This window comes from Pseudomonas sp. AK-TSAG1-1, from assembly GCF_056821665.1.
This window is the reverse complement of the sequence record NZ_CM165965.1, coordinates 4,114,238-4,138,987: the sequence shown is the minus strand read 5'-3', so window position 1 is coordinate 4,138,987 and position 24,750 is coordinate 4,114,238. Positions and strand designations below refer to the sequence as shown.

19 protein-coding genes and 4 tRNA genes are annotated in these 24,750 nt (G+C 61.0%); 19 read left to right on the top strand and 4 right to left on the bottom strand.

Annotation, left to right across the window (positions count from 1 at the left end; translation table 11 throughout):
• Positions 1-86: 86 nt before the first annotated feature.
• Together AC1UK9_RS18585 and AC1UK9_RS18580 are read right to left on the bottom strand one after the other, a co-directional pair.
• Positions 87-1,637, bottom strand: coding sequence for an MDR family MFS transporter (locus tag AC1UK9_RS18585; RefSeq protein WP_482578253.1), 1,551 nt, complete (start codon positions 1,635-1,637; stop codon positions 87-89).
• On the bottom strand, positions 1,627-2,676 hold the full coding sequence (locus tag AC1UK9_RS18580) for an HlyD family secretion protein (RefSeq protein ID WP_025111173.1): 1,050 nt from the start codon (positions 2,674-2,676) through the stop codon (positions 1,627-1,629). The genes AC1UK9_RS18585 and AC1UK9_RS18580 overlap by 11 nt, the downstream gene beginning before the upstream one ends.
• A gap of 228 nt (positions 2,677-2,904) precedes the next feature.
• Between AC1UK9_RS18580 and gltX the strand changes: the two genes are divergently transcribed.
• The 10 genes from gltX (at position 2,905) to AC1UK9_RS18530 (ending at position 8,865) form a co-directional block, all read left to right on the top strand.
• A complete protein-coding gene (gltX, locus tag AC1UK9_RS18575) occupies positions 2,905-4,386 on the top strand; it encodes a glutamate--tRNA ligase (RefSeq protein ID WP_473013029.1) in 1,482 nt (493 codons plus the stop codon).
• 203 nt (positions 4,387-4,589) lie between these two features.
• Positions 4,590-4,665 (top strand) — tRNA-Ala (locus tag AC1UK9_RS18570).
• A gap of 79 nt (positions 4,666-4,744) precedes the next feature.
• Positions 4,745-4,820: transfer RNA gene (locus AC1UK9_RS18565), tRNA-Glu, on the top strand.
• 53 nt (positions 4,821-4,873) lie between these two features.
• Positions 4,874-4,949, top strand: a tRNA-Ala gene (locus tag AC1UK9_RS18560).
• A 78-nt stretch (positions 4,950-5,027) separates the two neighbouring features.
• Positions 5,028-5,103, top strand: a tRNA-Glu gene (locus AC1UK9_RS18555).
• Between the two features lie 180 nt (positions 5,104-5,283).
• Complete coding sequence (locus AC1UK9_RS18550) at positions 5,284-5,823, top strand: TetR/AcrR family transcriptional regulator (RefSeq protein WP_025111175.1); 540 nt, start codon at positions 5,284-5,286, stop codon at positions 5,821-5,823.
• A gap of 29 nt (positions 5,824-5,852) precedes the next feature.
• Positions 5,853-6,686 carry an alpha/beta fold hydrolase gene (locus AC1UK9_RS18545; protein ID WP_482578252.1) on the top strand — a complete coding sequence of 278 codons (834 nt, stop codon included), beginning with the start codon at positions 5,853-5,855 and terminating at the stop codon, positions 6,684-6,686.
• 47 nt (positions 6,687-6,733) lie between these two features.
• A complete protein-coding gene (locus AC1UK9_RS18540) occupies positions 6,734-7,183 on the top strand; it encodes an acyl-CoA thioesterase (protein WP_025111177.1) in 450 nt (149 codons plus the stop codon).
• Between the two features lie 158 nt (positions 7,184-7,341).
• Positions 7,342-8,301: a tRNA dihydrouridine synthase gene (locus tag AC1UK9_RS18535; protein ID WP_473013028.1), complete on the top strand. Its 960-nt coding sequence runs from the start codon at positions 7,342-7,344 to the stop codon at positions 8,299-8,301.
• 120 nt (positions 8,302-8,421) lie between these two features.
• The gene (locus AC1UK9_RS18530; RefSeq protein WP_025111179.1) at positions 8,422-8,865 is read left to right on the top strand and encodes an Hsp20 family protein; all 444 of its coding nucleotides are present in this window, start codon (positions 8,422-8,424) and stop codon (positions 8,863-8,865) included.
• 46 nt (positions 8,866-8,911) lie between these two features.
• Here the strand turns inward: AC1UK9_RS18530 and AC1UK9_RS18525 are convergent, their stop codons facing one another.
• Both AC1UK9_RS18525 and AC1UK9_RS18520 read right to left on the bottom strand, forming a co-directional pair.
• Positions 8,912-12,190 carry a sensor domain-containing protein gene (locus AC1UK9_RS18525; protein ID WP_482578251.1) on the bottom strand — a complete coding sequence of 1,093 codons (3,279 nt, stop codon included), beginning with the start codon at positions 12,188-12,190 and terminating at the stop codon, positions 8,912-8,914.
• 68 nt (positions 12,191-12,258) lie between these two features.
• On the bottom strand, positions 12,259-13,149 hold the full coding sequence (locus tag AC1UK9_RS18520) for a LysR family transcriptional regulator (RefSeq protein WP_007969232.1): 891 nt from the start codon (positions 13,147-13,149) through the stop codon (positions 12,259-12,261).
• Between the two features lie 141 nt (positions 13,150-13,290).
• On the opposite strand from AC1UK9_RS18520, the gene leuC reads away from it, so the two are divergent.
• From leuC to AC1UK9_RS18475, 9 genes are all read left to right on the top strand, one after another.
• Entirely contained in the window at positions 13,291-14,709 is a 1,419-nt protein-coding gene (leuC, locus tag AC1UK9_RS18515; protein WP_025111181.1) for a 3-isopropylmalate dehydratase large subunit, read from the top strand.
• An 11-nt stretch (positions 14,710-14,720) separates the two neighbouring features.
• Positions 14,721-15,365: a 3-isopropylmalate dehydratase small subunit gene (leuD, locus tag AC1UK9_RS18510; RefSeq protein WP_025111182.1), complete on the top strand. Its 645-nt coding sequence runs from the start codon at positions 14,721-14,723 to the stop codon at positions 15,363-15,365.
• Positions 15,366-15,504: 139 nt separating this feature from the next.
• On the top strand, positions 15,505-16,272 hold the full coding sequence (locus AC1UK9_RS18505; RefSeq protein ID WP_473013026.1) for a class I SAM-dependent methyltransferase: 768 nt from the start codon (positions 15,505-15,507) through the stop codon (positions 16,270-16,272).
• Between the two features lie 68 nt (positions 16,273-16,340).
• The gene (gene leuB / locus AC1UK9_RS18500) at positions 16,341-17,423 is read left to right on the top strand and encodes a 3-isopropylmalate dehydrogenase (protein WP_473013025.1); all 1,083 of its coding nucleotides are present in this window, start codon (positions 16,341-16,343) and stop codon (positions 17,421-17,423) included.
• Between the two features lie 66 nt (positions 17,424-17,489).
• The gene (gene asd, locus AC1UK9_RS18495) at positions 17,490-18,602 is read left to right on the top strand and encodes an aspartate-semialdehyde dehydrogenase (protein WP_007956451.1); all 1,113 of its coding nucleotides are present in this window, start codon (positions 17,490-17,492) and stop codon (positions 18,600-18,602) included.
• 248 nt (positions 18,603-18,850) lie between these two features.
• Positions 18,851-19,861 carry an aspartate-semialdehyde dehydrogenase gene (locus AC1UK9_RS18490; protein ID WP_482578250.1) on the top strand — a complete coding sequence of 337 codons (1,011 nt, stop codon included), beginning with the start codon at positions 18,851-18,853 and terminating at the stop codon, positions 19,859-19,861.
• A gap of 209 nt (positions 19,862-20,070) precedes the next feature.
• Positions 20,071-22,722, top strand: coding sequence for a motility hub landmark protein FimV (locus tag AC1UK9_RS18485; RefSeq protein ID WP_482578249.1), 2,652 nt, complete (start codon positions 20,071-20,073; stop codon positions 22,720-22,722).
• 269 nt (positions 22,723-22,991) lie between these two features.
• Complete coding sequence (gene truA / locus AC1UK9_RS18480) at positions 22,992-23,846, top strand: tRNA pseudouridine(38-40) synthase TruA (RefSeq protein WP_025111188.1); 855 nt, start codon at positions 22,992-22,994, stop codon at positions 23,844-23,846.
• Positions 23,847-23,911: 65 nt separating this feature from the next.
• Complete coding sequence (locus AC1UK9_RS18475; RefSeq protein WP_482578248.1) at positions 23,912-24,556, top strand: phosphoribosylanthranilate isomerase; 645 nt, start codon at positions 23,912-23,914, stop codon at positions 24,554-24,556.
• Positions 24,557-24,750: the final 194 nt, after the last annotated feature.

The following is a 24,750-nucleotide window of genomic DNA, read 5'->3' as shown; positions in this document are numbered from 1 at the left end:
CGAGCAAGCCCGCTCCCACAGGGGATTTGTGAATGCCACAGATCCAATGTGGGAGCGGGCTTGCTCGCGAATGGGACAACGCGGTCTCAATGAGATTCCCCAGCCTTGAGTCCCTGTGGCAGTTTCTTGGTCAACAGAATCGCCAACATGCTGATCCCCAGCGTAATGCCAACAAAGTGAAACGCATCGTTGTAGGCCATGATCAGTGCCTGCTGATGCACGATTTCACTCAACTTGCCCAGCGCCGCCGTATCGCTGCCAAACCGGTCGGTCATCGACGCCAGGCGCTCGGCCACCTGCGGATTGGTCGGCACCACCGCCTCACGCAGGTAATCGAAATAGGTCTTGGTGCGTGCATCCAGCAGCGTGGCGAGCAGGGCGATGCCGATCGCGCCGCCGAGGTTGCGCAGGATGTTGAACAGGCTCGACGCCGAGCCGGCGTCCTGCGGCAGGATGTAGGCCGTGGCGATCAGTGAAATGGTCACCATGATCAACGGTTGACCGAGGGCGCGGATGATCTGGATCTGGTTGAACTGCGGCCCGGCGAAATCCGGGTTGAGCACCCCTGACGAAAAACTCGCCAGCCCGAACAAGCCGAAGCCCAGCGTGCACAGCCACTTTGGCGAAACGAATTTCATCAACTTCGGCACCAGCGGAATCAGGAACAGTTGCGGCACGCCCATCCACATGATCACTTCGCCGATCTGCAGGGCGTTGTAGTTCTGGATCTGCGCCAGATACAGCGGCAACAGGTAAATCGAACCGTATAACCCGACGCCCATGCCCAGGCTGGAAATGCTCGACAGGCCGAAATTGCGATTGCGCAGGATGCCGAGGTTGATCAGCGGATTGGGTTTGGAGATCTGCACGATCACAAAGGTGATCAGGCTGATGAGGGCAATGCTGCCCAGGGTCACGATCAGATTCGATTCGAGCCAGTCCTTGCGGTGGCCTTCCTCGAGAAACACTTGCAGGCAACCGAGGCCGACACCGAGGGTGAGGATGCCGGTGTAGTCGGTGCTTTTCAGCAGTTCCCAGTGCGCCTCTTTCTTTTCCAGGCCATACATCAGCCCGGCGATCATGATCAGCCCTGGCGGGATGTTGATGTAGAAGATGTATTCCCAGCCCCAGTTTTCCGTGAGCCAGCCGCCGAGGGTGGGGCCGATGGAAGGGGCGAAGGTGGCGGTCATGGCGAACATCGCCATGCCTTTGGCGCGGTGGTGTTCGGGGAGTTTGATCAGGGTCAGGGTGAACGCCAGCGGGATCAGCGCACCGCCGGTGAAGCCCTGCATGGCGCGAAACACGATCATGCTTTCGAGGCTCCAGGCCATCGAGCACAGCAAGGACGAAACCAGAAACCCCAGTGACACCCACACCGCCAGCCGCCGTGCCGAGAGCAGCTGCACCAGCCACGCGGTCAGCGGAATCATGATGATTTCCGCGACCAGGTACGAGGTGGAAATCCACGAGCCTTCTTCCAGCGTCGCCGACAGCGCGCCCTGAATGTCTTTCAGGGAGGAGTTGGTGATCTGGATGTCGAGCACTGCCATGAACGCGCCGAGCATCACGCTCATCACCGCAATCCAATCGCGCCGGGTCGGTTCGCCAACCGGGCGGATCAGCGAATCACCGGCCATTGTCTGGGGCGTCTTTGATGTTCACGGTGGCGGTGACCGACATGCCCGGGCGGATTTTGCCGTGCAGCGGATTGTCGGCCTTGAACGTCAGTTTCACCGGAATCCGTTGCACGACTTTGGTGAAGTTGCCGGTGGCGTTGTCCGGCGGCAACAGGCTGAACTGCGCACCCGAGGCGGCGAACAGACTGTCGACCCGCGCTTCGATCGGCGTGTCACTGTAGGCGTCGAACGTCAGCTCGGCTTTTTGTCCGGGAACCATGTGGCCGATCTGGGTTTCCTTGAAGTTGGCCTGGACCCAGATGTCTTCGTCCGGGACGATCGACAGCAGATAGGCGCCGGCCTGCACCACCTGACCATTGCGCGCGGCGCGCTGGCCGACCAGGCCGCTGATCGGTGCGTGGATTTCACTGCGGGTCAGGTTGAGTTCGGCTTGCGCCTGGTCGGCGCGGGCGTTGGCGATCTGCGCGTCGAGGCGTTTGATCTCGGCGGCGAGGGCATTGACCTGTTGGCGTTGGCTCTGGGCGTCGGCCTGGGCCTTGGCCACTTGTGAGCGAGCGATATGGGTGTCGGCGGAGAGGGTGGTGACCCGCTCTTCAGAGACATAGCCGGGTTTGCGCAGGGTCTCTGCCCGCGACAAGTCGATCTGCGAACGGCCGAGGGTAGCCTGGGTGGTTGCCACTTGTGCATCGCTGGCGGCGATCAGGCTCGATTGCTGGGTCAGCTTGCTCTGGGCTTGCAGGCGCTCGGCCTCGCGGGTGGCAAGCGCGGCGTTGGCGCGATCCACGGCCAGGCGGAAATCGTTGGGTTCAAGGCGTACCAGCAACTGGCCTTTTTCCACGTGCTGATTGTCCTGTACCAGCACTTCGTCGATGCGCGCGCTCAGCTGGCTCGATACACGAGTGATCTCGCCCTGGACATAGGCGTTGTCGGTGCTTTCATAAAAGCGTCCCTTGAAAAACCAATGGGCGAAGAAGCCCCCGGCAATCAACAGAACCAGCAGCAGGAAAATAAACAGGCGACGCTTGAGTTGGGCAGGCATGGGCAAACTGTAGTCGAGGAATTGTAAGGAAAGTTATCAGGAGGCGAATCTGGCACGAAGCCGATAAACGGTAAATGCCGTCGGCCGATATTCCGCCATTCACCGCGCTCTATGGGCGTTCCAGCCGCAAACTTGGCTTATATGCCCTGCCCGCTGGAGCGGGGCGGGTGTCGCCTGTTACCATTCGCCGCTTGATTGTTCTGCTTTTCATTCTTTTCGAGACATGCCATGACCACCGTCCGTACTCGCATCGCGCCATCGCCTACCGGGGACCCCCACGTAGGTACCGCTTACATCGCATTGTTCAACTACTGCTTTGCCAAGCAGCATGGCGGTGAGTTCATCCTGCGCATCGAAGACACCGATCAGTTGCGTTCGACCCGCGAGTCCGAACAGCAGATCTTCGACGCCTTGCGCTGGTTGGGTATCGACTGGAGCGAAGGCCCGGACGTCGGCGGCCCGCACGGTCCGTACCGGCAGAGTGAGCGTGGCGATATCTATCAGAAGTATTGCCAGCAACTGGTCGACATGGGCCACGCGTTCCCGTGCTTCTGCACCGCTGAAGAGCTGGACCAGATGCGCGCCGAGCAAATGGCGCGTGGCGAAACCCCGCGTTACGACGGCCGCGCACTGCTGCTGTCCAAGGAAGAAGTCGCCGCGCGTCTGGCGGCCGGCGAACCGCACGTAATCCGCATGAAGGTGCCGACCGAAGGCGTCTGCGTGGTGCCGGATATGTTGCGTGGCGATGTCGAGATCCCGTGGGATCGCATGGACATGCAAGTGCTGATGAAGACCGACGGCCTGCCGACTTATTTCCTCGCCAACGTGGTCGACGACCATCTGATGGGCATCACCCACGTGCTGCGCGGCGAAGAGTGGCTGCCGTCGGCACCGAAACTGATTCTGCTGTACGAATACTTCGGTTGGGAACAGCCTGAGCTGTGCTACATGCCGCTGCTGCGTAATCCGGACAAGAGCAAGCTGTCCAAGCGCAAGAACCCGACCTCGGTGACTTTCTACGAGCGCATGGGCTTCATGCCGGAAGCGATGCTCAACTACCTGGGCCGCATGGGCTGGTCGATGCCGGACGAGCGCGAGAAGTTCTCGCTGCAGGAAATGGTCGACAACTTCGATCTCAAGCGCGTATCGCTTGGCGGGCCGATCTTCGACATCGAAAAACTGTCGTGGCTCAACGGCCAGTGGCTGCGTGATCTGCCGGTGGAAGAATTCGCCGCGCGTGTGCAGAAGTGGGCGTTCAACTCCGATTACATGATGAAGATCGCGCCGCTGGTTCAGGGTCGCGTGGAAACCTTCAGCCAGGTTGCACCGCTGGGCGGCTTCTTCTTTGCCGGTGGCGTGAACCCGGATGCCAAGCTGTTCGAATCGAAGAAGCTTTCGGGCGATCAGGTACGCCAGTTGATGCAGCTGATTCTGTGGAAGCTCGAAAGCCTGCGTCAGTGGGAGAAGGACAGCATCACCGCAACGATTCAGGCGGTGGTCGAATCCCTCGAGCTGAAACTGCGTGATGCGATGCCGCTGATGTTTGCCGCAATCACTGGGCAGGCGAGTTCGGTGTCGGTGCTCGATGCGATGGAAATCCTCGGTCCCGACCTGACCCGTTTCCGTCTGCGCCAGGCGATTGATCTGCTGGGCGGCGTGTCGAAGAAAGAAAACAAAGAGTGGGAAAAGCTGCTGGGCGCGATCGCCTAAGCACACTTGACTCTGCAGGAACCGCCGAAGGCCGGGATCGTTTGATTCCGGCCTTCGGCGTTTTTCCCCCGGATTTTCGGGGGGAGGGCGGTAAGTGATTGTTATGCCGACAAAAAACTTTGAAATTTTTCAAAAATAAGTTTGACAGGCTTTCGATACGCCCTTAAGATTCGCCCCGTCCTCAGCGATGACATCAACGATGAGGGGCTATAGCTCAGCTGGGAGAGCGCTTGCATGGCATGCAAGAGGTCGACGGTTCGATCCCGTCTAGCTCCACCAATTTACACTTCGAAGCCTGGCCACACCGGCTTCGAAGCGATCAACACTCAGCGTTGATCAGTTGTATAGAAGGGTTTGCGTCCCCTTCGTCTAGTGGCCTAGGACACCGCCCTTTCACGGCGGTAACAGGGGTTCGAGTCCCCTAGGGGACGCCAGTTTTACAGAAGTGATGTTGCAAGATGTCACTCCGCCGCGAGGCGAAAAATCCGGGGCTATAGCTCAGCTGGGAGAGCGCCTGCATGGCATGCAGGAGGTCAGCGGTTCGATCCCGCTTAGCTCCACCAATTTACACTTCAAGGTCTGGCCACACCGGCCTTGAAGCGATCAGCACTCAGCACTGATCAGTTGTAGAAGGGTTTTGCGTCCCCTTCGTCTAGTGGCCTAGGACACCGCCCTTTCACGGCGGTAACAGGGGTTCGAGTCCCCTAGGGGACGCCACGATTACCCGCTCTGCGGGATTTATAAGGGTCATTCAATTATTGAATGGCCCTTTTGTTTGTCTGGCGTTTGGCCAACTCTCCTTTTCCTTACACTGTGCTTCAGACCAGCGGTCATATCCTCGACTTGCAGAATATTATTATGCGAATAATATTCTAGTCGTAATATTCGGAGGCAACGATGAACGATAAAAAAGCTCAAACCCGCGAACGCATCCTCAAGGCTGCCAGTGCCGCACTGATCCAGCGTGGCCCGGCAGACCCCAGCGTGGGCGAAGTGATGGGCGCCGCCGGCCTGACCGTCGGTGGTTTCTATGCGCACTTCGAAAGCAAGGACGCGATGATGCTTGAGGCGTTCAAGCAACTGCTTGGCCGCCGACGCGACCTGATTGCCGACATGGATTCCGAGCTGACCGGTGAAGAGCGTCGTGCGCTGGTGGCTGCGTTTTATCTGTCGCGCAAACACCGTGATTCCAGTGAGTCGGCGTGTCCGATCCCGGCGTCGATCGGCGAACTGGGTCGTTTGCCGGAGTCATTCCGTATCGCGCTGAACGAGCACTTGGAACTGATGATTGCGCAGTTGGCGTCCAGCCCCGAGGACACCGACAAAGCGTTGGCCGATGTGGCTTTGATGGTTGGTGGTCTGGCGCTGGCTAGAGCGCTGGGCCCGGGTGATTTATCCGATCGATTGCTGCGCGCGGCCAAGTCGGCGGTGCGTTGACCTGAAGGCCACAGCCTGAGGAGAGAGCGATGAGCACGTTGAAGTGGGTTCGTGGCGTTAATGGCACCTTGGGCTGGTTTGCACCGAAATTGGTGGCGAGCAAAATGCGTCTGGCGTTCATGACGCCGCGCGCACTGCCACTGCGTGATTGGGAGTTGCCGCTGCTGGCGAGTTCCGAGCGGATCACCTTGCGCTTTGGTCTGTCAGCCCTGCGCTGGGGTCAAGGCCCGACCGTATTGCTGATGCACGGTTGGGAAGGCCGGCCAACCCAGTTTGCGGCTCTGATCAGCGCGCTGGTCGAGGCCGGCTACACCGTCGTTGCGCTGGATGGTCCGGCTCACGGTCGCTCCCCGGGGCGTGAAGCCAATGTCGTGCTGTTTGCTCGCGCGATGCTTGAAGCCGCTGCCGAGTTGCCACCGCTGCAAGCGGTCATCGGCCACTCCATGGGCGGCGCCAGCGCGATGCTCGCCGTGCAATTGGGATTGCGCACCGAAACCCTCGTCAGTATCGCCGCGCCCGCAAGGATACTCGGCGTGCTGCGTGGTTTCGCCCGCTATGTCGGCATGCCGCCGAGGGCGCGTTCTGCTTTCATCCGGCAGGTCGAGCGGGATGTCGGCATGCGCGCAGCCACGCTGGATGTCGCGCACTATCAACTGGATATGCCGGGGCTGATCGTGCATGCCGAGGACGACAGCTTCGTCTCGGTCAAGGAATCGCAACTGATCCACGAATCCTGGTTCGACAGCCGTTTGCTGCGCCTGGAAAGCGGCGGTCACCAGCGCGTGCTGGCCGACCCCCGGGTGGTTGATGGCGTGTTATCACTGTTGGCGGGGCGCAGTCTTCAAGCGCGGCAATCGGCCTGAGCATCCGTTACACTGCCCCGGTTGAATAATCTGACCGGGAGTGGGGCATGGGCTGGGATCGGGCAACGCCGTTCACCATTGATCTGCAAGTAGGCGCCGAGGATATTGACGGGCTGGGCCACGCGAACAACGCGGTGTACGTGACCTGGCTTGAACGCTGCGCCTGGCGCCACTCGCAGCGTCTTGGGCTGGATCTGGTCGAGTACCGGCGCCTGGATCGGGCGATGGCGGTTGTGCGTCACGAAATCGATTATCTGGCGGCCGCCTACGAAGGCGATGAGCTGCAATTGGCGACCTGGATCGTCGATTGGGATCAGCGCCTGAAAATGACCCGGCATTTCCAGCTGATTCGCCCCAGCGACAACACCACCCTGTTGCGCGCCCAGACCACCTTCGTCTGCATCGAGCTGTCCACCGGCAAGCCCAAGCGCATGCCGGCGGAGTTTATCGAAGGTTACGGCCCGGCGATCCAGTCTCTCGAGTCAGCGAATATCTGAATGTGGGAGCGGGCTTGCTCGCGAAAGCGGTGGATCAGCTAAATGAATGCTGACTGACACGACGCCTTCGCGAGCAAGCCCGCTCCCACAGGGATCTGCGATTTCTTGCGATATCCAGTAAACTGCCTCACGTTTTTTCCTTGAGTAGTGTTTTCCCCATGCAAATTGCTCTGGCGCCCATGGAGGGGTTGGTCGACGATATCCTGCGCGACGTGCTGACCCGCGTTGGCGGCATCGACTGGTGCGTGACCGAATTCATTCGGATCAACGATCAGTTGCTCACCCCGGCCTACTTTCACAAGTTCGGCCCGGAGCTGCTCAACGGCGCCCGCACCCGGTCCGGCGTACCGTTGCGCGTGCAGTTGTTGGGTTCCGATCCGGTGTGCCTGGCGGAAAATGCTGCGCTGGCCTGCGAACTCGGCTCCGAAGTGATCGACCTGAACTTCGGCTGCCCGGCCAAGACCGTCAACAAATCCCGGGGTGGGGCGGTGCTGCTCAAGGAGCCGGAGCTGCTCAACAGCATCGTCGAGCACGTGCGTCGTGCCGTACCGGCGCACATCCCGGTGACTGCGAAGATGCGCCTGGGCTTCGACAGTCCGGACGGCTCGCTGGTCTGCGCGACTGCGCTGGCCGAGGGTGGTGCCGAACACATCGTGGTTCACGCCCGGACCAAGGTCGATGGCTACAAGCCGCCGGCGCACTGGGAGTGGATCCCGCGGGTGCAGGAGGTGGTCAAGGTGCCGGTGTTCGCCAATGGTGACATCTGGAGCGTCGAAGACTGGCGGCGTTGCCGCGAGATCAGCGGCGTGGAAGACATCATGCTCGGGCGCGGCCTGGTGTCGCGGCCCGACCTGGCCAAACAGATCGCTGCCGCCCGCGCCGGCGAGGAAGTGGTCGAGATGACCTGGGCCGAACTGTTGCCGCTGATCCAGGACTTCTGGCTGCAGGCCAAGGCGCAGATGACTGCGCGGCAATCGCCGGGTCGGTTGAAGCAATGGCTGGCGATGCTGACGCGCAATTATCCCGAGGCTACCGAGCTGTTTACCGTGCTGCGTCGCGAGACAGAACCGGATCAGGTCTCGCGTTTGCTAGGTTTGCCGGTCGCCGAAGCGGCCTGAAAAAAACTGCAAATAATCTCTTGAAATCATTTCAGCGGTCCCTATCTAAGGGGTACGCGATGCCGAATTCGGGTCGCGGAGACACAAAAACTTGCTGATTGTTTTCAGGAGATTTGAACCATGAGTACTGCATTTTCCCTCGCTCCACTGTTCCGTTCCTCGGTAGGTTTCGACCGCTTCAACGATCTGTTCGAAACCGCCCTGCGCAACGAGCCAGGCAGCACCTATCCACCGTACAACGTGGAAAAACACGGTGACGATCAATACCGCATCGTCGTAGCGGCAGCCGGTTTCCAGGAAGAAGACCTGGAGCTGCAAGTCGAGAAGGGGGTGCTGACCATCAGTGGCGGCAAGCGTGATGCCAACGAAGGCGTGACCTTCTTGCATCAGGGCATTGCCCAGCGCGCTTTCAAGTTGTCCTTCCGCCTGGCCGATCACATCGAGATCAAGGCCGCCGATCTGAGCAACGGTCTGCTGAGCATCGACCTGTTGCGGGTGATCCCGGAAGAAGCGAAAGCCAAGCGCATCCCGATCAACGGGGTGCAGAAGCCGGCTCTGCAATAAGGCCGAGCAAGAAAAAGGGCGCCAATGGCGCCCTTTTTTGTGCCCGTCATTCGAGCATCGTTTTCAACGCCTCCAGCGCCACCGGGCGACTGTGCAGATAGCCCTGATACAAATGGCAGCCCAGTCCCTGCAAAAACGCCAGTTGTTCCGGTGTTTCCACGCCCTCGGCAATCACCTCCAGTTCCAGGCTGCGGGCCATGGCGACGATGGCGCGGATGATCTCGGCGTCGTTGGGGTCGGTGGTCGCGTCGCGGATGAACGACTGGTCGATTTTCAGGGTGTCCACCGGCAGGCGCTTGAGGTAGGTCAGTGACGAGTAGCCGGTGCCAAAGTCGTCCATGGCGAAGCTCACGCCGAGCTTTTTCAGGCGGCGCATCTTGCTGATGGTGTCTTCCAGGTTCTGGATGACGATGCCCTCGGTAATCTCCAGTTTCAGCAGCGAGCAGGGCAGGCCGTGGCTGGTCATGCTGTGTTCGATGCGTTCGACGAAGTCGTTCTGGCGGAACTGCCGTGGGCTGATGTTCACACAGAGGCTGAAATTGAGAGGGTCGATCAGCTTCAAGGCGATCAGTTGCTTGAACGCTTCGCAAGCCTCGTCGAGGATCCAGGTGCCGACTTCCAGAATCAGCCCGCTTTCCTCCAGCACCTTGATGAACTCGGTGGGCGATTGCGCGCCGAGTTCCGGATGATTCCAGCGCACCAGTGCCTCGGCGCCGATGATGCGGTTGTCCCGTGCGTCGACCTGCGGCTGGAAGTGCACGTTGAATTCGCCGCGAGAAAGCGCCAGGCGCAAGTCGGTCTCCATGCGCAGCCGTTCGCTGGCGGCTTTCTGCATGGTGTTGTGGTACATCTGCGTGGTGTTGCGCCCGGAATCCTTGGCCCGGTACAGCGCGATGTCGGCGCGCTTGAGCAGGTCGGTCGGGGTCGAGCCGTGATCGGGAATCAGCGCCACGCCGATGCTCGGCGTCACTTGCAGGCGCTGGCCGTCGAGGAACATCGGTTCCGACAGCAGTTCGCGAATGGTGTCGGCCAACTCGCGCACTTGCACACTGACCTCGTTGCGCGTGCCCTCCAGGCCACTGAGCAACACTACGAATTCATCGCCGCCCAGGCGTGCGACGGTGTCTTCCATGCGTACGCTGGCTTCGAGCCGTGCGGTGATGATTTTCAGCACGGTGTCGCCGACCGGGTGACCCAGCGAGTCGTTGATGTGCTTGAAATGGTCAAGGTCGAGGAACAGCAGTGCGCCGCGCAGATTGTGTCGTTTGAGCAGGGCGATCTGCTGGCTCAGGCGATCCATCAGTAAGGCACGGTTGGGCAGGTTGGTCAGCGGGTCGTGATAGGCCAGGTGACGGATCTGCGCTTCAGCGTTCTTCAGCAGACTGACGTCCCGCGCTGTCAGCAGCAGGCATGCGGTTTCGTTGAGGGTGATCGGTTCGATCGACACTTCGACCGTCAGCAGTTCGCCACGCTTGTTGCGCCCGAGCATTTCCTGATGATGCACGCGGCCCTTGATCTGCAGTTCGGCGAGCAGCGCCGAGCGTTGTTTTTCCTCGGCCCAGATGCCGATCTGGTAGACGGTTTTACCCACCACTTCTTCGGCGCGATAGCCGGTGAGGCGGCAGAAGCCGTCGTTGACCTCCAGATAGCGCCCGGTGTCGCGCTCGGTGATGGTGATGGCATCGGGACTGGAGTGGAACGCTTTGGCGAATTTCTCTTCGCTGGCCTTGAGTGCGGCCTCGGAGCGCTGCTGTTGGGTGATGTCGCGCAGGGTGGTGACGATGCACGGCTGATTGCCGACGCTGATCTGCCGGCTGGAAATCACGCAAGTCAGCGACTGCCCGTCCTTGTGCTGGACGATGATCGCGACATTGCTCAGGCCCTGTTCGCGGATCACCCGTTCGATGCGTTGCAGGCTCTTCGCCGAGGCGTCCCACAGGCCGATGTCTTCGGCGGTGCGACCGATCACATCGGCGGCGCTCCAGCCGAAGGTCTGGGTGAAACTGTTGTTGATTTCGATGAATTCGCCGCTGTCCTGACGGGTCACGCAGATCGGGTCGGGGCTGACCTGGAACAGCGTGGCGAACTTCTCTTCCGAGGCGACCAGGCGCTGCTCGCGCTCGACCTGATCGGTGATGTCCAGCAAGGTCCCGGCCATGCGCAGAGGGGCGCCGTTTTCGTCGCGGTAGAGGCGGGCGCGGCTTTCCAGATAGCGCGAGCTGCCATCCGGCAGTTGCACGCGATAGGTCAGTTGATAGTTGCCGGCCGGGCCTTCACGCAGGCTGCGATAGGCATCGCGCATGCTGTCACGTTCCTCGCCGGGCACGCCTTCGAAAAACTCCTCGAACGACTCGTGAAACGGTATCGGCTCCAGCCCGTGCAGTTGCGCCGCTCGCGCCGAGCCGTAAAGCATGCCGCTGGGGATGTGCCAGTCCCAGGTGCCGAGCTGTGCCGAGTCCAGCGCCAGGTCAAGGCGTTCCTGACTGTCTTTCAAGGCGTGTTCGGCGGCTTTGCGTTCGGTGGTGTCGAGGAAGGTGCTCAGCAGGTAGGGCTGGCCCTCGAGTTCGACCTTCTGCGCGCTGAGGATGCCGTCATGAATCTGCCCGTTGCTGGCGCGAAACTGCACTTCCATGCTGATCAGTTCGCCTTTGGCCTTGGTCTTTTTCACCAGTTCGGCGCGTTGCTCCGGGTGTACCCACAAACCCAGCTCCAGCGTGGTGCGGCCAATGGCGCTCTGCACCGGCCAGCCGAACAGGCTTTCGAAATACTGATTGGCCTCGCTGATCAGGCCGTCCTCCTGGCGCGTCAGCAGCACCATGTTCGGGCACAGATGAAAGAGGGTGGCGAAACGTTTCTCGGAACTGCTGAGGGCCTGTTCGCGCTGGCGCTGGTGGGTGATTTCGCGAATCACCCCGATCATTCGGGGGCGGCCGTGTTTGTCCGGCAGCAGGCTGCCGCTGATCTCCAGCCAGTGCAGGCTGCCGTCGGGCCAGCGGATACGGTGGTGCATCGCCTGTTCCAGTGGCGCGCCGGCAATCACCGCGTGGAAGGCGCGAACGGTTTTCGCCCGGTCTTCGGGCGGCAACAGGTCGAGGTATTCCAGATCTTCGGGCAGCGGTTGCCGTGGATCGAAGCCGAACAGCGCCTGGGTGCCCCGTGACCAACTGATCTGCCCGCGCTCGATGTCCCAGTACCAAGCTCCGAGCCGGGCGCCGTTGAGCGCGGCCAGCAATTGCGGCGCACTCTCCCAGCTCTGCTCGGAACGTCGCGGATCAATGGCCTGAATACGCGGCATCGGCGGAATTCGGTCAACAGATTTCGGCATTGTTAACGGGCCTTGAGCTGATGGTGGCGTTAGGCACAGGGACAGCGGCTCTATAGGAGTAGCACAAGTTAGCCTGGAGTCCCTGGCAGATCGATTTGCGCATCCAGCAAGGCCATGAAAGCCCTTGCCGCATTCGACAGCGTCCGTTCGGTGTGCACGATATAGCCTAGCTGGCGACTGAGCTGTATGCCCGGCAAAGGTATGCGCGCCACCTGTTCATCGAGCATGGTGCGGGGCAGAACACTCCAGGCCAGACCGATGGAGACCATCATTTTGATGGTTTCCAGATAGTTGGTGCTCATGGCGATGTTCGGCGTCAGCCCTTGGGCCTCGAATAAGCGTTGGACAATATGGTGAGTAAAGGTGTTGCCCCCGGGGAAAACTGCCGGATGACCGGCAATGTCCGCCAGACTCACCGCGCCGTTGCTGATCAATGAATGCTCCGGCGCCACCACGAAATCCAGCGGGTCGTCCCACACTGGCGTGGCTTTGACCAGGGTGTGCGGCTCCGGGGCCAGGGTGATCACCGCCAGTTCGGCGCGGCCGTGGAGGATCTCCTCGTAAGCCACTTCCGAATCCAGAAACTGAATATCCAGCGCCACCTGCGGGTAGCGGCGGGTGAACTCCCTCAATAGCGGCGGCAAACGGTGCAGGCCGATGTGGTGACTGGTGGCCAGCGTCAGGCGGCCGCTGACTTCGCCGGTCAGGTTGGTCAGGGCGCGGCGAGTGTCGTCCAGCACGTTGAGAATTTGATAAGCCCGGGGCAGCAAGGCGCGGCCAGCCTCGGTCAGACCGACTTCGCGGCCCAGCCGATCAAACAGGCGCACCTTCAACTGTTGCTCCAGTCCGGCGATGCGTTTGCTGATCGCTGGCTGCGTCAGGTGCAGTCGCTCGCCGGCGCCGGAGAAGCTGCCGGTCTCGGCGATAGCGATAAAGGCATTGAGGTTGGCCAGGTCCATGGGTCGTATTCCAGTTGGTTATCCAAAGCATAAAAAATATGAATTTGAGTTATTTAATCTAACCCCATAGGATCGGCCTCACAAGCCAAAGGGTTATTGATAAGCCCAGGGCATAGAAACAAGCTGATGAGGAACCGTCTGATGGCCGGCAAAACGCTCTACGACAAGCTCTGGGATTCGCATTTGGTCAAGCAGCGCGACGATGGCTCTGCGTTGATCTACATCGATCGTCACATCATTCACGAAGTGACCTCGCCGCAAGCCTTCGAAGGCCTGCGTCTGGCCGGGCGCAAGCCTTGGCGCATCGATGCCAACATCGCGACCCCGGACCACAACGTACCGACGACCCCGGAGCGCAAGGGCGGTATCGCTGCCATTGCCGATCAGGTCTCGCGTTTGCAGGTTCAGACCCTCGATGACAACTGTGATGAGTACGGCATCGTCGAGTTCAAGATGAACGACATCCGTCAGGGCATCGTTCACGTGATCAGCCCGGAGCAGGGCGCGACCTTGCCGGGCATGACCGTGGTCTGCGGCGACTCGCACACCTCGACCCACGGCGCGTTCGGTGCGCTGGCGCATGGTATCGGCACCTCCGAGGTCGAGCATGTGCTTGCCACCCAGTGCCTCGTCGCCAAGAAAATGAAGAACATGCTGGTGCGCGTCGAAGGCCAGTTGCCGTTCGGCGTGACCGCCAAGGACATCGTCCTCGCGGTGATCGGCAAGATCGGCACTGCCGGCGGTAATGGCCATGCCATCGAGTTCGCTGGCAGCGCGATCCGCGACTTGTCCGTCGAAGGCCGCATGACCATCTGCAACATGTCCATCGAAGCCGGCGCTCGTGTGGGTCTGGTGGCTGCCGACGAGAAAACCGTCGAGTACGTCAAGGGGCGTCCGTTCGCACCGAAAGGCGCGCAGTGGGATCAGGCTGTCGAGGCCTGGAAAGACCTGGTATCCGACGCTGATGCCCAGTTCGATACGGTGGTCGAACTGGACGCTGCGCAGATCAAGCCGCAAGTCAGTTGGGGCACTTCCCCGGAAATGGTGCTGGCCGTTGATCAGAACGTGCCGGACCCGGCCAAAGAGATGGACCTGGTCAAGCGCGATTCGATCGTCCGCGCCTTGAAATACATGGGTTTGAGCGCCAATCAGGCGATCACCGACATTCAACTGGATCGCGTGTTCATCGGCTCCTGCACCAACTCGCGTATCGAAGACTTGCGCGCCGCCGCCGTGATCGCCAAGGGCCGCAAAGTCGCCTCGACCATCAAGCAGGCCATCGTGGTGCCGGGCTCGGGTCTGGTGAAGGCGCAGGCGGAAGCCGAAGGTCTGGACAAGATTTTCCTCGAAGCCGGTTTCGAGTGGCGTGAACCGGGTTGCTCGATGTGCCTGGCGATGAACCCGGACCGTTTGGAGTCCGGCGAGCATTGCGCCTCGACCTCCAACCGCAACTTCGAAGGCCGTCAGGGCGCCGGTGGCCGTACCCACCTCGTCAGCCCGGCCATGGCCGCTGCGGCGGCGGTGAACGGTCGTTTCATCGACGTTCGTGAATTGATCTAAAGGAGCGCAGCATGAAAGCTTTTACCCAGCACACCGGTCTTGTCGCGCCTCTGGATCGAGCCAACGTCGACACCGACCAGATCATTCCGAAGCAGTTCTTGAAATCGATCAAGCGCACCGGTTTCGGCCCGAACCTGTTCGACGAGTGGCGTTATCTCGATGTGGGTCAGCCGTACCAGGACAACTCCAAGCGCCCGCTGAACAAGGATTTCGTCCTCAACGCCGAGCGCTATCAAGGCGCCAGCGTGTTGCTGGCCCGCGAGAACTTCGGTTGCGGCTCCAGCCGTGAGCACGCGCCATGGGCGCTGGAAGAATACGGTTTTCGCAGCATCATCGCGCCGAGCTACGCCGACATCTTCTTCAACAACAGCTTCAAGAACGGCTTGCTGCCGATCATCCTGAGCGACGCTGAAGTCGACGAGTTGTTCAAGCAGGTCGAGGCCGAGCCGGGCTATCAATTGCAGGTTGATCTGCAAGCGCAGACCGTGACCCGCCCGGATGGCAAGGTTTACCGCTTCGAAATCGACGCGTTCCGCAAGCATTGCCTGTTGAACGGTCTGGACGATATCGGCCTGACCTTGCAGGACGGTGATGCGATTGCCACGTTCGAAGCCAAGCACCGCGTGAGCCAGCCGTGGTTGTTCCGCGACGCATGAGCAAGATTTGAGATTGATGCAGTCAGGGCTGACCTCTTCGCGAGCAAGCCCGCTCCCACAGGGGAATGCATTTCAAAGGTGGGAGCGGGCTTGCTCGCGAAGGCGGTAGCTCAAACAACACAAATGCCAGGAAATGACTATGACCAGCACCGCCCAGCACACCCAGGTTGTCCAGAAGCAATTCGGTGAACAGGCCGCTGCCTACCTGAGCAGCGCCGTTCACGCTCAAGGCACCGAATTTGCGCTGCTACAGGCTGAACTGGCCGGGCAGGGCGAGGCTCGGGTGCTGGATCTGGGTTGTGGCGCCGGTCACGTGAGTTTTAATGTCGCGCCGCTGGTCAAGGAAGTGGTGGCCTACGACCTGTCGCAGCAGATGCTCGACGTGGTCGCCGCCGCTGCCGTTGATCGCGGCATCAGCAACATTGCCACGGTCAACGGTGCTGCCGAGCGCTTGCCGTTTGCCGATGGTGAGTTCGACTTCGTGTTCAGCCGTTATTCGGCGCACCATTGGAGCGATCTGGGCGTGGCCTTGCGCGAAGTGCGCCGGGTGCTGAAACCGGGCGGCGTGGCGGCGTTCATCGACGTATTGTCACCGGGCAGTCCGTTGTTCGACACTTACCTGCAAAGCGTTGAAGTGCTGCGCGACACCAGTCATGTGCGCGATTATTCCGCCGGCGAGTGGTTACGCCAGATCAGCGAGGCCGGGCTGCATACCCGCAGCACCACCCGTCAGCGCCTGCGTCTGGAGTACAGCAGTTGGGTCGAGCGCATGCGCACGCCTGAGGTGATGCGCGCGGCGATCCGCCAGTTGCAGCAGTCGATGGGCAACGAAGTGCGCGAATATTTTGAGATTGATGCCGACGGTTCGTTCAGTACAGATGTGATTGTGCTCTGGGCTGAAAAATAGTTTTCGAACGCCAAGAATTTTTCCGGGCGTGCCACCCGTGGCGCACCGACTGAAGACACGAGGAAAGCATGAGCAAGCAGATTCTGATTCTCCCAGGTGATGGTATTGGTCCGGAAATCATGGCCGAAGCGGTCAAGGTGCTGGAACTGGCCAACGACAAGTACAGCCTGGGCTTCGAGCTGAGCCATGACGTGATCGGTGGCGCGGCCATCGACAAGCACGGTGTGCCGCTGGCCGACGAAACCCTCGACCGTGCCCGTGCTGCCGACGCCGTACTGCTGGGGGCGGTGGGCGGCCCGAAGTGGGACACCATCGAGCGTGACATCCGCCCTGAGCGCGGTCTGCTGAAAATCCGTGCGCAACTGGGCCTGTTCGGTAACCTGCGTCCGGCGATCCTCTACCCGCAACTGGCCGACGCTTCGAGCCTGAAACCGGAAATCGTTGCCGGTCTGGACATCCTGATCGTCCGTGAGCTCACCGGTGGCATCTACTTCGGCGCGCCGCGCGGCACTCGTACCCTGGAAAACGGCGAGCGTCAGTCCTACGACACCCTGCCGTACAGCGAGAGCGAAATCCGTCGCATCGCCCGTGTCGGTTTCGACATGGCCATGGTTCGCGGCAAGAAGCTGTGTTCGGTGGACAAGGCCAACGTGCTGGCGTCCAGCCAATTGTGGCGTGAAGTGGTCGAGCAAGTCGCCAAGGATTACCCTGAAGTCGAACTGAGCCACATGTACGTCGACAACGCCGCCATGCAACTGGTGCGCGCACCGAAGCAGTTCGACGTGATCGTCACCGACAACCTGTTCGGCGACATCCTCTCCGATGAGGCGTCGATGCTCACCGGCTCCATCGGCATGCTGCCGTCGGCCTCGCTGGATTCGAACAACAAGGGCATGTACGAGCCTTGCCATGGTTCGGCCCCGGACATTGCGGGCAAAGGCATTGCCAATCCGTTGGCGACCATTCTGTCGGTGTCGATGATGCTGCGTTACAGCTTCAATCTGCACGATGCGGCCGATGCCATCGAGAAAGCTGTCAGCGTGGTGCTGGATCAAGGCCTGCGCACCGGTGACATCTATTCGGCCGGTTGCACTAAAGTCGGTACGCAGGAAATGGGCGACGCAGTAGTCGCCGCGCTGCGGAATCTGTAATCTCTCGGGCCCGCTGCGAAATTCAATACAAAGCAGCGGCCCACTTTTCAAGAAGGTGTAGTTGCGATGAAACGTGTAGGTCTGATCGGTTGGCGCGGCATGGTCGGTTCCGTGCTCATGCAGCGGATGCTGGAAGAGCAGGATTTCGATCTTATCGAGCCGGTGTTTTTCACCACTTCCAATGTCGGTGGCCAAGGCCCGTCCGTGGGCAAGGACATTGCTCCGCTCAAAGACGCGTACAGCATTGAAGAGCTGAAAACCCTCGACGTGATTCTGACCTGCCAGGGCGGCGACTACACCAGCGAAGTGTTCCCGAAGCTGCGCGAAGCCGGCTGGCAGGGTTACTGGATCGACGCGGCCTCGAGCCTGCGCATGAACGATGACGCGGTCATCATTCTCGACCCGGTCAACCGCAAGGTCATCGACCAGCAACTGGACGCGGGCACCAAGAACTACATCGGCGGCAACTGCACCGTCAGCCTGATGCTGATGGGCCTGGGCGGTCTGTTCGAAGCCGGTCTGGTGGAGTGGATGAGCGCCATGACCTATCAGGCGGCCTCCGGTGCCGGCGCGCAGAACATGCGCGAACTGATCAAGCAGATGGGCGCGACCCACGCCGCGGTCGCCGATCAACTGGCCGATCCTGCCAGTGCGATCCTCGACATCGATCGTCGTGTCGCCGAAGCCATGCGCAGCGACGCGTACCCGACCGAGAATTTCGGTGTGCCGCTGGCCGGTAGCCTGATCCCGTGGATCGACAAGGAACTGCCGAACGGCCAGAGCCGCGAAGAGTGGAAGGCCCAGGCCGAAACCAACAAGATCCTCGGCCGCTTCAAGAGCCCGATCCCGGTCGACGGCATCTGCGTGCGCATCGGCGCCATGCGTTGCCACAGCCAGGCGCTGACCATCAAGCTGAACAAAGACGTGCCGATCGCCGATATCGAAGGGTTGATCAGCCAGCACAACCCTTGGGTCAAACTGGTACCGAACCAGCGCGAGATCAGCATGCAGGAGCTGAGCCCGACCAAGGTCACCGGTACCTTGAATGTGCCGGTGGGGCGTCTGCGCAAGCTGAACATGGGTTCGCAATTTGTCGGTGCCTTCACCGTCGGCGACCAGCTGCTGTGGGGCGCGGCCGAACCGCTGCGTCGCATGCTGCGGATCCTGCTGGAGCGTTGATCGCTTCAAGCTGTGAAAAACCCGCGCCTTGTGAGAGGTGCGGGTTTTTTTATGCCTGAGGTTTCACGGTGTCTGGTCTGGCGCCTTCGCGAGCAAGCCCGCTCCCACCCTTCAAATGCATTCCCCCTGTGGGAGCGGGCTTGCTCGCGAAGAGGCCAGAACAGACCCTGCAAATCCCGGCAGAAATTGCCTGCATCTCACTCACCCGGTAAAGTGCCGCTCCCCCCGTTTCGCCAGAGGCTCGCACCATGACCCAGACCCTAGATATTGCCGTGATCGGCGCCACCGGTACTGTCGGCGAAACCCTCGTACAGATTCTCGAAGAGCGCGACTTCCCGGTCGGCAACCTGCACCTGCTGGCCAGCAGCGAATCCGCCGGCAGCTCGGTGCTGTTTCGCAACAAGAACGTGCGCGTACGTGAAGTCGACGAGTTCGATTTCAGCAAGGTCAAACTGGTGTTCTTCGCCGCCGGCCCGGCCATCACCCTGAGCTATGCGGCGCGGGCCCATGCGGCCGGTTGCTCGCTGATCGACCTGTCCGGCGCGCTGCCGGCCGAGCAGGCGCCGCAAGTGGTGCCGGAAGCCAATGCTGAGGTCGTCGCCGGTTTGATCGCGCCGTTCCAGGTCAGCAGCCCAAGCCCGTCGGCTACCGCGCTGGCTGTGGTGCTGGCGCCACTGCTCGACTTGATCGATCTGCAATACGTCAACGTCACCGCCAATCTGGCGGTTTCCGCACAAGGTCGCGAGGCCGTGACCGAGCTGGCGCGGCAGACCGCCGAGCTATTGAACATGCGCCCGCTGGAGCCGACTTTCTTTGATCGGCAAATGGCCTTCAACCTGCTGGCCCAGGTCGGCACGCCGGACGCCCACGGTCACACGCTGCTGGAAAAACGTCTGGTGCGCGAGCTGCGCCAGGTATTGGTTCAGCCTTTATTAAAGATTTCCGCAACTTGCGTTCAAGCCCCGGTGTTTTTTGGCGATAGCTATAGCGTGACCTTGCAGTCAGCGAGCGCGGTCGACCTGGAAAAGGTCAACGCTGCGCTTGAAGATGCGCCGGGCATCGAGCTGGTCGAAGCCGGCGATTATCCGACTGCGGTGGGTGACGCGGTGGGGCAGGACGTTGTCTATGTCGGTCGAGTGCGCAGCGGCGTCGATGACCCGGCGGAACTTAATCTGTGGCTGACGTCAGATAACGTACGCAAAGGCGCAGCCCTCAATGCTGTGCAGGTCGCTGAATTGTTGATAAAAGACCTGCTGTAAAAGATACTTGGCAACAATTTGTCGACTGATTCTAGGTGAGCGCTATGCTTGCCCGGAGCACTTGATAACGTGTCACCCTCCGGGACTTTCCGGGGCATCAAAGAAATGATCGCGCGCGGCATTGTGTCGTCGTCGCGCGCAATGCCTTACGGCAGCGGCAATCAACATCTTCTCGCTGGCCGAGGAACGTTCAAACAAAGGATGAGGCTATGGTTCAAGTTCGCAAACTGGTGTTAGCAATAGCGGCCGCCTCGGCGCTGTCCTCCGGTATGGCGCATGCCCTCGGGCTCGGGGAGCTGACCCTGAAGTCGACCCTGAACCAGCCGCTGGTGGCCGAAATCGAGCTGCTCGACGTCAAGGATCTCACCGCTGCCGAAGTGGTGCCGAGCCTGGCCTCGCCGGAAGATTTCGCCAAGGCTGGCGTCGATCGCCAGGCCTTCCTCAACGACCTGACTTTCACCCCGGTGCTTAACGCCAGCGGCAAAAGCGTGCTGCGCGTGACCTCGAGCAAGCCACTGTCGGAACCGATGGTGAAATTCCTTGTGCAGGTGATGTGGCCCAACGGCCGCCTGCTGCGCGACTACAGCGTGCTGCTGGATCCGTCGAAATTCTCGCCGCAGACCGCTGAAGCCGCCGCGCAACCGGCGCCGTCGCAGACCATCACCGCGCCGACCACCGGTGCCACGCACCCGAATCAATACACCACCACGCCGCGCGATACCCTGTGGGAAATCGCTGCGAAGGCGCGCACGGGCGGCTCCGTGCAGCAAACCATGCTGGCGATTCAGGCGCTGAACCCGGACGCCTTCATTGACGGCAACATCAACCGGCTGAAGACCGGCCAGGTGCTGCGTCTGCCGGACTCGGTGGAAAGTGCCGCGCTGCCGCAGTCGAAAGCGATTGCCGAAGTTGCCGCGCAGAACGAAGCCTGGCGTCAGGGTCGTCGTTATGTCGCCAAGCCGGGCACCGGTCAGCAGCAACTCGATGCGACCAAGCGTGGTCGCAGCAACGCCGGCAGCGGCCAGAATGCCAAAGACAACCTGAGCCTGGTCTCCGCTGAAAGCGCCAAGGCGCGGGGCAAAGGCCCGGCCGGCGATGCCAAGGCCTTGAGCAACAAGCTGGCGGTCACTCAGGAAAGCCTCGACACGACCCGTCGTGACAACGAGGAGCTGAAGAGCCGCATGGCCGATCTGCAAAGTCAGCTGGACAAGCTGCAACGCCTGATCGAGCTGAAAAACAATCAACTGGCGAAAATGCAGGCTGACGGTACGGGCGCTGCCCCGGCCGCCAATGCTGCCGTGCCGGCGATCACTGCCGAGCTGGCCGCCACACCGCCGGCGACTCCGGCAGAAGCGGCGCCAACGCCGGAATCGGCAATTGCGCCGCCGGTCGACACACCCGCCGAGACGCCAGTCGTTGCGCCAAAACCGGTTGTCGATGAAGACAAAACGTTCAACGAGCTGCTGACCAATCCGATCCTGTTGGGTCTGATCGGTGGCGGTGCGGTGGTCCTGCTGCTTCTGCTGTTGTTGCTGGCCCGTCGCCGCAAAGCCCAACAGGAAGCCGAGAAACACCTGCGCATGGCGCGGGCCCTGACTGAGGAACAAGAGTTCTCCGCCGAGCAGGACCTGCCGGAGAGCAGCTTCGAAGGTCTGGAAGTGCCGGCTGCCAGCGTCAAACTCAATACCCAGGCCTCGTCACCTGCTCCGGCCCCGGTCGTGACGCCGGTGGTGATGGCCGAGCCGATCGCGGCGCCATTGGTCGCACCGGCTGCCGAGCGTTCCGATGACGTGCTGGACAAGGCCCAGTCGCACATCAACGCCGGCCGCCTGAATCAGGCTGCCGCGCTGTTGGAAGAGGGTGTCAGCCTTGAGCCGCAACGCAGCGATCTGCGCCTCAAGCTGATGGAAGTCTACGGTCAGCAGGGTGATCGCGATGCGTTCGTCGGTCAGGAGCGTCAACTGGTGGCCAACGGCGATAACTTCGCCAAGGTCGAAGAGCTGAAGAAGCGCTTCCCGACCATGGCGGTAGTGGCTGCTGCGGGTCTGGCTGCAGCAGCAGTCGCTGCAGAGCTGGATGCGCAATATGTCAAAGACCTGCTGCTTGACGAGCCAGAAGCACCTGCACCTGCACCTGAATCTGCACCTGAGCCTGAGCCGGTGGCAGATGACCTGGACAGCGCTTTCGACCTGAGCCTGGATGACCTCGACAACATTACCCCGGTTGAGCCTGCTCCTGTCGTTGAGCCTGAAGCACCGGTGCAGTTGGACGAATTCCCGGCAGACGACGACCTGAGCTTTGAGTCGGTGTTGCAACAGCAGACCGAGATCAAGGAAAACCTCGACGACCTGTCGGACTTCGACCTGGATCTGGACCTCGGTGCCGAGCCAGCGCCTGCAGTGGACCTGGCAGACGATGATTTCCTGCTGGACCTGGACGAGGGCGTGAAAGACCTGTCGCCGGTCGAGCCTGCCGTGGTGAACGAAGCGCCGCAGGACGACCTGGAGCTGCCGGCGGATTTCGATCTGTCGCTGGCTGACGAGATGGACAGCAACCCGGCAGAACCGGATGCCTTCGCCGCCGAGCTGGATGATGTCAACGCCGAGCTGGATCGCCTGTCGCAGAGTATTGCCGAGCCGACCTTCACCGAAGCCGATGCGGCCATCGGTGATGATCTGGGTGAAGACGATTTCGACTTCCTCGCCGGCACTGACGAAGCGGCGACCAAGCTCGACCTGGCTCAGGCCTACATCGACATGGGCGACAACGACGGCGCACGCGACATCCTCAACGAAGTGTTGACCGAGGGTGACGAGAAGCAGCGGGGCGAGGCCAAGGAAATGCTTTCGCACCTGGCTTGATTCGGCGTCAGCAGTAAACAGAACGGCAGCCCATTGAGGCTGCCGTTTTTGTTTGGGCTGGATTTTGCTGCGTCTGGAGCGGCGCTTTCGCGAGCAAGCTCGCTCCCACAATGGTCCTGCGGCAGCCACCCATCCCGATCCACCCCCCAATCCCCTGTAGGAGCGGGCTTGCTCGCGAAGAGGCCGGCTCGGTCAATACAGAACTGACTGGCATCCCCGACTCACAGCCTTATAATGCCCGCCTTTGCAGATCAGCAGGCTGTCCCACTTTGGCAAACATAGATAACCCGGCCGCCGAATTGGCACCCGACGGCTTTTACCGCGTGGCGCTGGGCGTCGAGTACAAAGGTTCGCGTTACAGCGGCTGGCAGCGTCAGTTGACGGGTGTCGCGACGGTGCAGGAAGAACTCGAAAAAGCCTTGTCGAAAGTCGCCAATTCACCGGTTTCGCTGCAGTGTGCCGGTCGCACCGATGCCGGGGTGCATGCATGCGGGCAAGTGGTGCACTTCGACACGCAGGTCGATCGCTCGCTGAAAGCCTGGGTGATGGGCGCCAACATCAATTTGCCTCACGACATCAGTGTCAGTTGGGCGCGGGTCATGCCGGCGCATTTTCATGCGCGCTTCAAGGCCATCGCCCGGCGTTATCGCTACGTGATCTACAACGATCAGATTCGTCCGGCCCATCTCAACGAAGAAATCACCTGGAACCATCGCCCGCTGGACGTCGAGCGCATGGCCGAAGCCGCGCAATACCTGATCGGCACCCACGATTTCAGTGCGTTCCGCGCCGGCCAGTGCCAGGCCAAGTCGCCGATCAAGAAGATGCATCATCTGCGCGTGACCCGTCACGGCAAGATGATTGTGCTCGATATCCGCGCCAATGCGTTCCTGCACCACATGGTGCGCAACATTGCCGGTGTTCTGATGACGATTGGCGCCGGCGAGCGTCCGGTGGAATGGATGAAGGAAGTGCTGGAGAGCCGCGAGCGCCGTTCCGGTGGTGTGACCGCGCATCCGTACGGGTTGTATCTGGTGCAGGTCGAGTACCACGACGAGTTCCCGTTGCCCGAGCGTTTCATCGGGCCACATTTCCTTACGGGTTTCTCTGGCCTTGACGGCTGACGCCCCTGAACGCTTTTGTTACCATCCGGGACTTTCCCGGTTTTTGCCTTGAGGTTTTTATCGACATGTCAGCCGTTCGCAGCAAGATTTGCGGGATTACCCGCATAGAAGATGCGTTGGCAGCGGTCGAAGCCGGGGCCGATGCAATCGGTTTCGTGTTTTATGCAAAAAGTCCACGGGCGGTGAGCGTGCAGCAGGCGAGGGCGATCATCCGCGCCTTGCCGCCGTTTGTGACCACCGTTGGCCTGTTCGTCAATGCCAGCCGCTGCGAGTTGGGGGAAATCCTCGATGCCGTGCCGCTGGATCTGCTGCAGTTCCATGGTGATGAAAGCGCAGAAGAATGCGAGGGCTGGCATCGTCCGTACATCAAGGCGCTGCGGGTCAAGGCCGGCGACGACATCGCCGCCGCCGTCGATGCCTATCCGAGCGCCAGTGGCGTGCTGCTCGACACCTATGTCGAAGGCGTGCCTGGCGGAACCGGCGAGGCGTTCGACTGGTCATTGATTCCACAGCGGTTGAGCAAGCCGCTGATCCTGGCCGGTGGTCTCACGCCGGAAAACGTCGCTGCCGCCGTGGCGCGGGTCAAACCGTACGCGGTCGACGTCAGCGGTGGGGTGGAGGCGAGCAAGGGCATCAAGGATCATGCGAAGATCCGTGTGTTCATCGATGCCGTACGCAGTAGCTCACCGGGAGCGCCTACTTCGATGTGACGGCTGGCAGTCTGCCGCCGTCCATCAATGCACTTGCACAAAGCAGGCGAGGCTGAGGGTTTTTGGAGTTGCACGCAGGTCATGTTTCGCGCTGACCGCGGCGTTCCACCGACCATCGCCACACACATGAATTTAGCTGAAGGGCATACGCGGGGCTGCGAACCAGAGCGTTCGGGCCGCCGGTACTGGAGAAA

Bases quoted from the DNA above. Each gene is read 5' to 3' on its own strand.
- leuB (WP_473013025.1), top strand. From the start codon at position 16,341: ATGAGCAAGCAGATTCTGATTCTCCCAGGTGATGGTATTGGTCCGGAA.
- AC1UK9_RS18530 (WP_025111179.1), top strand. From the start codon at position 8,422: ATGAGTACTGCATTTTCCCTCGCTCCACTGTTCCGTTCCTCGGTAGGT.
- asd (WP_007956451.1), top strand. From the start codon at position 17,490: ATGAAACGTGTAGGTCTGATCGGTTGGCGCGGCATGGTCGGTTCCGTG.
- AC1UK9_RS18535 (WP_473013028.1), top strand. From the start codon at position 7,342: ATGCAAATTGCTCTGGCGCCCATGGAGGGGTTGGTCGACGATATCCTG.
- AC1UK9_RS18545 (WP_482578252.1), top strand. From the start codon at position 5,853: ATGAGCACGTTGAAGTGGGTTCGTGGCGTTAATGGCACCTTGGGCTGG.
- AC1UK9_RS18550 (WP_025111175.1), top strand. From the start codon at position 5,284: ATGAACGATAAAAAAGCTCAAACCCGCGAACGCATCCTCAAGGCTGCC.
- AC1UK9_RS18540 (WP_025111177.1), top strand. From the start codon at position 6,734: ATGGGCTGGGATCGGGCAACGCCGTTCACCATTGATCTGCAAGTAGGC.
- leuC (WP_025111181.1), top strand. From the start codon at position 13,291: ATGGCCGGCAAAACGCTCTACGACAAGCTCTGGGATTCGCATTTGGTC.
- AC1UK9_RS18490 (WP_482578250.1), top strand. From the start codon at position 18,851: ATGACCCAGACCCTAGATATTGCCGTGATCGGCGCCACCGGTACTGTC.
- AC1UK9_RS18485 (WP_482578249.1), top strand. From the start codon at position 20,071: ATGGTTCAAGTTCGCAAACTGGTGTTAGCAATAGCGGCCGCCTCGGCG.
- AC1UK9_RS18580 (WP_025111173.1), bottom strand. From the start codon at position 2,676: ATGCCTGCCCAACTCAAGCGTCGCCTGTTTATTTTCCTGCTGCTGGTT.
- AC1UK9_RS18585 (WP_482578253.1), bottom strand. From the start codon at position 1,637: ATGGCCGGTGATTCGCTGATCCGCCCGGTTGGCGAACCGACCCGGCGC.
- AC1UK9_RS18525 (WP_482578251.1), bottom strand. From the start codon at position 12,190: ATGCCGAAATCTGTTGACCGAATTCCGCCGATGCCGCGTATTCAGGCC.
- AC1UK9_RS18520 (WP_007969232.1), bottom strand. From the start codon at position 13,149: ATGGACCTGGCCAACCTCAATGCCTTTATCGCTATCGCCGAGACCGGC.
- gltX (WP_473013029.1), top strand. From the start codon at position 2,905: ATGACCACCGTCCGTACTCGCATCGCGCCATCGCCTACCGGGGACCCC.
- leuD (WP_025111182.1), top strand. From the start codon at position 14,721: ATGAAAGCTTTTACCCAGCACACCGGTCTTGTCGCGCCTCTGGATCGA.
- AC1UK9_RS18475 (WP_482578248.1), top strand. From the start codon at position 23,912: ATGTCAGCCGTTCGCAGCAAGATTTGCGGGATTACCCGCATAGAAGAT.
- AC1UK9_RS18505 (WP_473013026.1), top strand. From the start codon at position 15,505: ATGACCAGCACCGCCCAGCACACCCAGGTTGTCCAGAAGCAATTCGGT.